This window comes from Tenacibaculum geojense, from assembly GCF_042676005.1.
Taxonomy (GTDB): Bacteria; Bacteroidota; Bacteroidia; order Flavobacteriales; family Flavobacteriaceae; genus Polaribacter; species Polaribacter geojense.
Genome location: NZ_JBHTJR010000042.1, coordinates 51654 through 62013 on the forward strand (window position 1 = coordinate 51654; position 10360 = coordinate 62013).

Below are 10360 nucleotides of genomic sequence, written 5' to 3' on the forward strand. Positions count from 1 at the left end.
AAAATAATGGCGTTATGAGAATAGAATATCCAATATTAGCATCAGATTGGGAAATAGCGGTAAATAACACAACAGAAGAGTTAAAAAAAGAAGAGCTTAATGCTCGTTATTTTGGTCATAATAATAGTTTTGGTTTTTACCCAATAGGACGATTAAATTCATGGCACGGAGGAATTCATATTGAACGTAGTAATTGTGTACGTGCTATTGCTGACGGCAAAATAATAGCCTATCGCATGGCAGAAGATTACTTACTAGAAAAAGGGACCCAAAGAAAGTATTCGAATAGTTTTATCTTGATACAGCATAATTACGAAAGCCCAGGTAAAATTAAAAAAGAAGCAGGTTCTACAGAATCAGTAAAGCAAAAACTTCGTTTTTATAGTTTATACATGCACTTACTTCCAAAGTCAGAACTAGAAAAAGATGGAGGAAATAACGTTCCAGATTTATACGCTAAATACCTTGTTAAAACTAAAAATAACACAGTGGCAAGAGGTTTAAAAGTGAGAATGTATTGTGAAGACGACACAAAAAAATCTAAAGAACATGTATTTGTGCCTTGTGGGGGAATTTTAAAAAAAGACACTACAACAGAAGCTCCAGAAAACCACTGGATGAATAACAAAGAATTGAATCCTGATAGAAAATTATATGGTAAAAAATATATTTTCTGTAACTATAATGGCGAAGTTGTTATTGCTTTAGGTGCTTGGCTAAAAGAAAAGGGAGACGATGAATACATGGTTAAACATATAATAGCTGTAGATAAAAATACATTTGATAAAGATGCAGTAAAAGGTACTATGATTTTCGATGGAGTAGCAGGAAGTCATATTCAAACGATAGGAAAAAACAAAGAACTAGAAATCGAAAAAACAAAAGATAAAAATTGGTATAAAATAAAAGATAAAAACCAGTACGTATTAGTTAAAGACTGCTTAAAGATTTATAAAAAATTAAAAGGAGATATACTAACAGACGAAATACAAAATGTAGATTATCCAGTTAAAGCAGGTGCTATTATTGGCGTACCTGCAAAATATGCATTTGAAAAACAAGACCATTATAATTGTATGCATTTAGAGGTTTTTACTGATGATCCAGAAGTTGAAAATTTTCTTATTAATAACGCTGGTGACGACAGTAAAACTAGCTTAGAAGTACCAGCTAATAAAACATTACAAAAAGCAAAACCATGTAATTTTTTAAAAAAAGACATCAAAGTAAAAATTCTTGAAATCAAAGAGAATTATACGCAAATAGGTTTTGAATCTATAAAAAATGTTGTTTTACCTGTCGAAGGAAATATATATACTCCAAATACTAATGGAAGAAAAGGTGAAAAAGGCTACAATAAAGAACCTAAGGGCTATCATATTTATGATTTTGAAACAGTTAACACTTATTTTTCAAATGCTTTAAAGGAGGGGGAAAGTAATATTACCAGAATGGCTGGTGGTGGTTCTGGTAAAGATCCTAACAGAATAGTAGAATTTATTCATCCTAAAGATGGAGAAAAATATTGGATAAACAGTAACGAAGTTACAGGAGAAAAAGATACTTGGGTTACACTAAGTACTGATATAAAGAGTTTTTACGAAAAAGAACCAAAAGACACTGATGTTGATATTTTATTAACAGAACAAATAAAAGTGCGTAAATTAGCAAGTGTAAAAGATTCTGAAGGTACAGAATGGTTTAATGTTCAAGGAAAGAAAGAACATAAAAAATACAAAGGTTGGATTATTAATAATAAAGAAAACATAATAGAAGTAAATCCGTTTAAATGGACAGATGAGCGTTTTGGCTGGCAAGTATTAGAAGATCCAAGTAATACTTATTTTTATCATTTTGGCGATAGTGTAAATGATAGCACCCCTAAAGATTTTGTAACCCAAGTTTGGGAAAAGCTCAAATCTTACGATAAAGATGGAGACAAGGTGCTTACTGTAAATGAACTTCATAATGCTTTGCGAAACGAAAACGCTGTAAACCATGTAAGTAAGTTGGTTTGTAAACATCAAAGTGAGTGGGATATGGCAAATAATTTATCGAGTTTCACAAGCGAAGTAGATGCCATTTATGCCAAAGGAATAGACCAGGAGGAAGATGCAGAAGAAAAAGAACAATTAACCATAGCAAGAGATGCTAAAAAAGTATTGTTAGAAGAAAAGATACAAAAACTTTGTTTTTGGGATAAGATAAAAGATGGGGAAATAGAAGATTATACTACTAGGGAAAAAAAATATGTAGAAAAACATCGTAAAAAGAAAAATGCCTCTAGCATACAAAAAGGTATAGAAGAAAAGCAACTAAAAGAAGTATTTGCTAAAATTGATGCTAAACGAATACCAAGAGCTTTTCCAAGTAGTAGCGCTAGTATTTACCATTTTCATCCCATTGCTTTTGTCGAGCATATGAAATTGATTACTGCGCCTACGACACCACCGTGGATGGAAATAGCATTAGGAGAAGCAAAAGCAGCCAAATTCATAAAAGAGAAATTAAGTCCAACTAATGAAATGGCAAAAAAATATCATACCTATGTTGGTTTGCCAAAAGCCTCAGGCTCGACAGCTTGGTGTTCTTCCTTTGTAAGTTGGTGTTTGAATCAGGCAGGTCAAAATAATGCTAAATCAGCTGGTTCACAAAGTGTTTTATGGAATGAAGGTAAATTATTTAAACGTATTACAGAGCCTGTTTATGGCTGTATAGTTTTGATGACTAATTATGTTAAAAGTACTGGAAAATCTAATGGGCATGGTCATGTTACTTTTTTGTATGGTGTTGACAGTAATGGTGATTTAATTTGTTTAGGAGGTAACCAAGGAGATAGATTAAAATATTCAAGATATTATACTAATAAGGTTAATCATACATTTACTCAAAAAGGTGTAAAAGTGGAACAAAAATTTAATGGTTTCTTTCTGCCTATAAACTATCCTGAAACCCAAAGTAAACAACCAGAACTTGTTGATATGACAAAGCTAAATAATGAACTGGCAGGTAAAACCGTAAAATCAAATCCAAATAATGAAAAGACTACTTAATATATTAATTTTATTTTTAACTGTAATTGCTTGTAAAAAAGCTCCAAAACTTGAAACAAAAAATAGAGAAACTACAACTACAGTGGTTTCAACTAACAATAAGTTAAAAAAAGAATCAGAAGTAAAACAAAATAAATTACCAGAGAATGAACAAACTATTCAAGAATTTTTAGAGCAATTAAAAATTGCTATTAAAAACAATAACTTTAATCGTATTGAAAGTGGTTTATCATTCCCCTTTGAACATAAATCAGGTGGAGAATTAGTAGATAGCTATAATAGTTTTAAAGAAATAAAAGCAGGAGATGGTGAATTATTTAATAAAATAGAAAAAGCAAATTACCTTAAGGATTGTAACGATGAAGTTGAAAATATAAAACGTTATTGTATATCTTATTTTGATGATACAGTAGATATAACTTTTTATGCAGTTAAAAAAGATAATCAATTTAAGGTAATAAGTATGGAGACCCCTAACTAAGGATGGCTAATCCGCTCTACGAAGTCTCCCGACTTCGTTTTATAAAAGATAAAATATACAAACCATAGTTGTTAGCGCTGTGTTTTTTTTGTTTTTAAGAAGCAAAGGCTTGTTTGGTTTTTACATTTTGTAATAAACTATTAAGCGTATATAAAAATATGCTCTTTATCCTTTTTAGGCAATGCATTGATGGAATTTGAAAGTGATAAGTTTAGATTTTTTAATAACTATAAAAATAGTTCTCAAGTTCAAAATGATGGTTGGGTTAATTATACGGACTTAGGAAGTAGTTATACTGACCCTCTAAAAAACCAAACCTATAATATTAGTTATGATGGTTCAACTTTACAAATCGATGAGAATTTTGTAGACATAGATTTGATAACCACGTTAAATGATAAATTCAAAGCAGATAATAGTTTAAAGATTAATAAAGGTCAAATAATAGGTTATACGGGTTCAACAGGAAATTCGTACCAAGGTAAAAAAGCCAACCACTTGCATTTTAATACATATATCGATTGGAAAAGCGTATTACCTTATGAAACCTTTAAAGAGTATATAGGCTTAGATATTTCTGGAACAGAAACAAGTAAAAAACAAGATGGTGTAACGCCAAGTAGTGAATGGTAATTTTTTAAATTATGAAATATTTTGTATTTAATGTATTTTTTGTTTTGCTTTTATTCAGTTGTAAATCAGACAAAAAAAACACTCCTACGGTTCCATTAGCAGCTAATAATATAACTTCTATTGATTCTATTAATATTAACCGAAAACAAGAATCTAAAGACTTAAAAGAAAAACTTGTTGGAAAGACTTGTAGTTATCTTAGTTCCTCTGAATTTGAAAAATTTTATATACCTGGTGGTTTTTTAATTGGAAGTACTTATCAAAATGAGCATATTTTAGATGGTAAAATATTTGGTATTACTAGAATCAATGGTAAAAAAGAAGATGAGAAAAACCATAATACTCATCTTATATTGAAACAATCCTATGAAGATGAAAAATTTCCTTGCAAAATAATTGATGTATTAGATATTGAAAAAGAGACTGATATATTTAAGAAGTTTCCTAATAAAGATATTGATATTTATACAGATGTTTTACAAAATGGCAATCGCGCACCAGAATTACTAGCTTTAGTAGAATACGAAGAATCTGAAGTAATGACCAATGTTTATAAGGTTTGGCGAGCCAATCGTAGAACAGGTAAATTTGAAGAAGTCAAAGATATATCTGGTATTACGGTGGTTAATGAGGATTATTAAACACTAAGTATGTGTTTAGACACCTACTCTCTTCGAAGTCTCCCGACTTCTTAGCGGTATGAGTAAGAAAATATTATAATCCACGGCAGTTTTGTTGTGGGTTTGTTGTTTTTAAGAGAATGCTTGTTTGGTTTTAAAATTTTGGATTTATCACACAACTAACAGGAAAATACAATGGGAAAACATATCATTTTCAATATTACATTTAATTAAATTTAAAGAAGAAAAATTTAGATTCTGTAATGATTATAAGAGTAAAACATTCAGAAATAAGGGTTGGTTAAACTATTCCTCTTTAGGAAGTGTTTTTAGTGATCCATACAATAATGAAACATATAAAATATCTTTTGACGGTATTTTTTTAGAAATAGATAATAATATTATTGATGTTGAGCTTGCAAAAAATATTTCCAAAGGAAAAAAAGTAAAAAAAGGAGACATTATAGGTTATACAGGTTCTACAGGAAATGCATTACAACCAAAAGATAATAATCATTTGCATTTTGGGATTAGAAACCAAGATAGAGCACGTATTTCACCTTATGAAATGTTTAAGGAATATGTTAACTTAGATGCTTCTGGTGTTGAAACCAATAAAAAACAAGATGGTAAAACTCCTAGTAATCAGTGGTAAATACAAAAACAACAAACATGAAAAATTATATTATACTGTTATTATTTAGTCTTTTTTTTAGTTGCAAAACTGAAAAGAAAGAATCTACATCAAATATTGATAATAACATTTCTATACCAGTAAAAACGAACGAAAACTTACAAAAAACTAATAATACTTTAAAAGACAAATTAAAAGGTAAAACATACAGTAATATAAAAGAAATAGATGAACTTAAGAACTGTTATCACCCTGGTGGTTCTGTAGTTGGTAAGTTAAACGGTAAAACATTTACAGTTAGTGTTTTTCATGTAAAAGAAGGTATACCCAGTTATATTCTTTTCGAGGAAAGTTTAAGTTCTGAGGTGAATAAATTTAAAATTCTAGATGTTTTAGACCTAACAAAAGAAGAGATATTAAAAGATGAAAGCTATAGTTTAAATCATCATTTTTGTTATAAAAATGGTAAATCAGATGAAGAAATTGTTGCAATAGCTAAGGAAGATGAAGAGGAAGAATTTTTTACAGAAATTTATAAAGCTTGGCGCGCAGATTGTAAAAAAGAAAAGTTCATTGAAATTCCTGTTGAAGGTATAAAAGTCGAGAATATGGGATATGGTATTTAGAGGTGTTTGTGTCCTTCATGTTGGAGTAAGTTTTAACTTATACTTAGTTAACAAAAAATACAATTCATAGTCCTTAAACTTTGTGGTTATTTATTTTAGATTAGTGTAAATAAAAGAACTTTGTTTTTGGGATAAAATAAAAGATGGCGAAATAGAAGACTATGCTACTAAAGAAAAAAAATATGTAGAAAAACATCGTAAAAAGAAAAATGCCTCTAGCATACAAAAAGGTATAGAAGAAAAGCAACTAAAAGAAGCCTTTGCCAAGATAGATGCGAAAAGAACTCCAAGAGCTTTTCCAAGTAGTAGTGCTGGTATTTACCATTTTCATCCCATTGCTTTTGTCGAACATATGAAGTTGATTACGGGAGGAGTTAATCATACCTATGATAATAAATTTACTGCTAAATCTAACGAGGTATATATTAATGTTATTACTCCAAAAGATAGAGATTTACAAGGTCCTTTAGTTGTGTTTGATAGTTCAGGTATTTTATTTAAAACACATTCTTTAGCTAGAGGTTCAAATAAAGATAGATTAACAGGAGGCGGTAATGGTGATACACCTACTGGAAAAGCCAGTACAAATTATAATTCAACAGCACACAAAGGAGAATGGAGTTATGGTAATTCAGGTATAATATATTTATCAGGTTTAACAGGTGAATTTAAAAAGGCTACAGATAAAGGTAGAGCAGGAATAGCAATTCACTGCGGACATACTTCTGGATATTATAAAAAATCATTAGAGGATAAAGGAAAATTAATGGGAACTTATGGTTGTATAAGAGTTTATAATGATGAAATGAAAAAATTAGGTAAACTCTACACAAAACTCAAAAATGAGGGGAAAACCATTTACTGCTATATAGAAGATTACGATGGAGATATTAAAGATGTATATAAATTTTATGACTTTAAAAAAGATATAAAAGATAAATCAAGAGGTAAAAGAAGTGCAACACAATAAGAGTATGATTTTTAGGTATATAACTACATTCTGTCTATTTTTAATCATTAGTGGGTGTAAACAGGAAAAAAAGCAAGATAATTTAGGTCAAGCAGAAACTAAGAAGGTAGATTTTGTTGAAAAAATTGAGCCTAAAAAAAACAAAAAACTTTCAAATGATAATTTGATTGGACTCATAAATGACCCTGATGGATATACTAATATCAGAAGTAATCCTAATTCAAAGTCTGATGTTGTAGGTAAAATCTTTAAAGGAAGTTATTTCCATTATAATGAAGATGTTAATAATAATTGGTATCCTGTAACTACTCAAACAGGATTAAAAGGTTATGTCCACAAAAGTAGAATTGAAAGGGTTGATTCAAAGCCTTTAATTTTTTTAAAAATAAATTCAGAAGATCCAACTGATTTTTCCTTTGATAGGGATACAATAGTAAAAATTGAAACCCTAAATGAGAATTCTCCTTATTTTTTAAGAGAGTATAATTATCCTAAAATTAAAGAGATAACAAAAAATGAAAACTCAATTTTATTTGAAGATAAGAATGTTAAAGTTCAAATAAACAGAAAAGAAGTAACCATTGGAGATTATAAAATTTCTGAAGAAAATAACTTTGTGAAAATTGTACCTGAAGGAGGATATAAAGTTTTTGGAGCTATTGGAAAGCCTAAATATGAGCTTAGTAGAATACAAGGAGATATAAATAACAGACCTTTTAGTATTAAAAAACAAAAATTAAAATATTTATTCGAACCCAATTTGACAAGTGCTAAGGTGTACAAAAAAAGCGATGATGAAATAATTATCTATTTAAGAGGCTCTGGAGCTTCTGAAGGTTATGAAGTTATTTTTATAATAGACGGAAAGACTCTTATTAAAAGACATATTTATAGAGGTTTTTAATTTCAAGTCACCTTTACAAGTTCAAAAAATATAAGCCACAGTTTTTATAGCTGTGGTTTTTTTACCTTCTAAATCTTACCTTTTCTTTTACTAAAAATTCAGAAATAAGGGTTGGTTAAACTATTCCTCTTTAGGAAGTGTTTTTAGTGATCCATACAATAATGAAACATATAAAATATCTTTTGACGGTACTTTTTTAGAAATAGATAATAATATTATTGATGTTGAGCTTGCAAAAAATATTTCCAAAGGAAAAAAAGTAAAAAAAGGAGATATTATAGGTTATACTGGTTCTACTGGAAATTCATATCAAGGTAAAAAGATGAATCATTTACATTTTGGTATTAAAGATAGAAGTGGTATTAGAATATCACCTTATGAACTTTTAGAAAATTATATAAATTTAGATCCTTCTGGTATAGAAACTAGTAGCAAACAAGATTGAGTTAAACCAAGTGAATTATGGTAATAGTGAGTTATTTTAAGCGGTATTTTTTATTATTATTTGGTATTAGCCTTTTTTTTCTTAACTGTAAATCAGAAAAAAAACAAATACCTAAAAATAAGCGTCAGATTGAAATTGTAAGTCCTGTAAATCAATCATATACAAGCCAAAAACAAATTAGAGATACTCTTAGATCGCCTCTTATAGGTAAAACTTTAGAATATGTGAAGAGTATTAAACCTTTTAATTCTCTTGATTATAGTTCAACAGGAATACATATAGAACCTGATTCTAATGTGAATTTTTCATTGGGGTATTTCAATTCAAATAGTCAAACGGTTGATTTTTTAGTATTTCTTAAAAAGCATAATAATGACAAAGTTGTTATTGACGTTTTAAAACTTCAAGACGAGATGTTGTTGTCTAATAAAAATAACCGTTTAAGTACTTTTTTCTGTTATAAAGATGGTATGCAGGATGAAGAAATAATAGCTATTGCTAAATATGAAGAAGAAGAGTTTTTAACCAAAATATTAAAAGCTTGGAGAGCAGATCGCAAAACAGAAAAGATTATTGAGATTCCTGTTGAAGGTATTAAAGTTGAGAATATGGGATATGGTATTTAGAGGTGTTTGTGTCTTTCATGTTGGAGTAAGTTTTAACTTATACTTAGTTAACAAAAAATACAATCCATAGTCCTTAAACTTTGTGGTTATTTATTTTAGATTAGTGTAAATAAAAGAACTTTGTTTTTGGGATAAAATAAAAGATGGCGAAATAGAAGATTATACTACAAGGGAAAAAAAATATGTAGAAAAACATCGTAAAAAGAAAAATGCCTCTAGCAGACGAAGATTTTCACGACACATTAATGAACCCATTAGATGCACAGGCAAAATTATTTGATTATATTGTATGTAAGCAAATCGCTTTTACACCTATTAAGCCTGAAGAAGATAGCTATCAATCATCTGGAGGTCATTATGGAATAAGCACAACAACAACGATACGATCAGCACATCGTTTTCATGCAAAAATGGTATTTAGCCGTTTTTTTAGTAATCCTAATCAAGTAGAACCTTATGCTTACTTTTATGAAGAGGGTATAAAAAACGGGAATCCTGTTAAAATGAATGTGAAAAAAGCCGAAAAAATATACGATTCACAAGGAGGGGAAGCCTTGCAAGTAGAATTTAGTGTACCACGAACACATCGAGACAAAATACGCCTACATTCTGAAGTACTATTTGCGGTGCGTTTACATATAGATGATACCTATAGTATGCATTTTCCATATCCTTTGGGTGGAGAAGAGCGCTTTTTGGGAGCAAAAATGCGCGTAAAAACATTAAGTGCAGGCTTATATCAAAGTAGTTTAGATCAAAATAAAGAAGTAGTTTTTGATACGTTAGCCGAATTAAAAACTGAAAAACCATGGTAAAAGATTATACGAGAAAGGTTACGCATCAAAATTATAAAAATTCTAAAAAGTTAAAAAAATACTACCATAGAGTTGAAAAGAAATTACATAAAAAATATAAGATATATGAAAAGACCAAACGTTCTAAAGAGAGTTATAAGTTAATAAATAAAGATTTTATTGTTACCAAACATGATCGTTGGGGAACAACATTAATAGGAGGTGGAGTATCTTTATGTTTTTTTTTAATATTTATTTGGCCTTCAGATGAACCATTAAATGGAGCAGATAAATTTTTTATGGTTCTTACTTTTTTGCTCACTATATTTTTTATTATTTATGGTTTTACTCAGCCCTATAAAGAACATATTCTTAATAGAAGAGACGGTTTATTGACGATGACAGGTTTTTTTTGGCAAAAAAATATCACTATGCCATTTAAAAAGGTTGAATTTACTTACAGTACAGGAGGGGAGGATGGTATAGGAGCTTTTTTATTACAAGTGTCCCGTCCTAAAATAAGTTTACACCAATAAGACTTATTTTATGAATAACAGTTTACGCAAGAAAAAGC

At 29.3% G+C, this 10360-nt stretch carries 12 protein-coding genes; all 12 read left to right on the forward strand.

The window, feature by feature from the left end; all coding sequences use genetic code 11:
* Positions 1-14 precede the first annotated feature (14 nt).
* The 12 genes from ACFQ1U_RS07200 (at position 15) to ACFQ1U_RS07255 (ending at position 10322) form a co-directional block, all read left to right on the forward strand.
* Positions 15-3053, forward strand: coding sequence for a TIGR02594 family protein (locus ACFQ1U_RS07200; RefSeq protein ID WP_386106803.1), 3039 nt, complete (start codon positions 15-17; stop codon positions 3051-3053).
* Positions 3037-3534, forward strand: coding sequence for a hypothetical protein (locus tag ACFQ1U_RS07205; RefSeq protein WP_386106805.1), 498 nt, complete (start codon positions 3037-3039; stop codon positions 3532-3534). Before ACFQ1U_RS07200 ends, ACFQ1U_RS07205 begins: the two co-directional genes overlap by 17 nt.
* A 189-nt stretch (positions 3535-3723) precedes the next feature.
* On the forward strand, positions 3724-4167 hold the full coding sequence (locus ACFQ1U_RS07210) for a hypothetical protein (RefSeq protein ID WP_386106807.1): 444 nt from the start codon (positions 3724-3726) through the stop codon (positions 4165-4167).
* An 11-nt stretch (positions 4168-4178) separates the two neighbouring features.
* On the forward strand, positions 4179-4808 hold the full coding sequence (locus ACFQ1U_RS07215; protein WP_386106809.1) for a hypothetical protein: 630 nt from the start codon (positions 4179-4181) through the stop codon (positions 4806-4808).
* Between the two features lie 127 nt (positions 4809-4935).
* Positions 4936-5442 (forward strand): M23 family metallopeptidase, encoded by a 507-nt coding sequence (locus tag ACFQ1U_RS07220; RefSeq protein ID WP_386106812.1) that lies wholly within the window; start codon positions 4936-4938, stop codon positions 5440-5442.
* Between the two features lie 17 nt (positions 5443-5459).
* Complete coding sequence (locus ACFQ1U_RS07225; RefSeq protein WP_386106814.1) at positions 5460-6047, forward strand: hypothetical protein; 588 nt, start codon at positions 5460-5462, stop codon at positions 6045-6047.
* A 352-nt stretch (positions 6048-6399) separates the two neighbouring features.
* Positions 6400-7017 (forward strand): L,D-transpeptidase, encoded by a 618-nt coding sequence (locus tag ACFQ1U_RS07230; protein WP_386106816.1) that lies wholly within the window; start codon positions 6400-6402, stop codon positions 7015-7017.
* A 4-nt stretch (positions 7018-7021) separates the two neighbouring features.
* Entirely contained in the window at positions 7022-7921 is a 900-nt protein-coding gene (locus tag ACFQ1U_RS07235) for an SH3 domain-containing protein (protein WP_386106819.1), read from the forward strand.
* A gap of 241 nt (positions 7922-8162) precedes the next feature.
* A complete protein-coding gene (locus tag ACFQ1U_RS07240) occupies positions 8163-8366 on the forward strand; it encodes a M23 family metallopeptidase (protein ID WP_386106833.1) in 204 nt (67 codons plus the stop codon).
* Between the two features lie 17 nt (positions 8367-8383).
* Positions 8384-8992, forward strand: a complete 609-nt coding sequence (locus ACFQ1U_RS07245; RefSeq protein ID WP_386106821.1) for a hypothetical protein — start codon at positions 8384-8386, stop codon at positions 8990-8992.
* A gap of 209 nt (positions 8993-9201) precedes the next feature.
* Positions 9202-9807, forward strand: a complete 606-nt coding sequence (locus ACFQ1U_RS07250) for a hypothetical protein (protein ID WP_386106823.1) — start codon at positions 9202-9204, stop codon at positions 9805-9807.
* Positions 9801-10322 carry a hypothetical protein gene (locus ACFQ1U_RS07255; protein ID WP_386106825.1) on the forward strand — a complete coding sequence of 174 codons (522 nt, stop codon included), beginning with the start codon at positions 9801-9803 and terminating at the stop codon, positions 10320-10322. Before ACFQ1U_RS07250 ends, ACFQ1U_RS07255 begins: the two co-directional genes overlap by 7 nt.
* Positions 10323-10360: the final 38 nt, after the last annotated feature.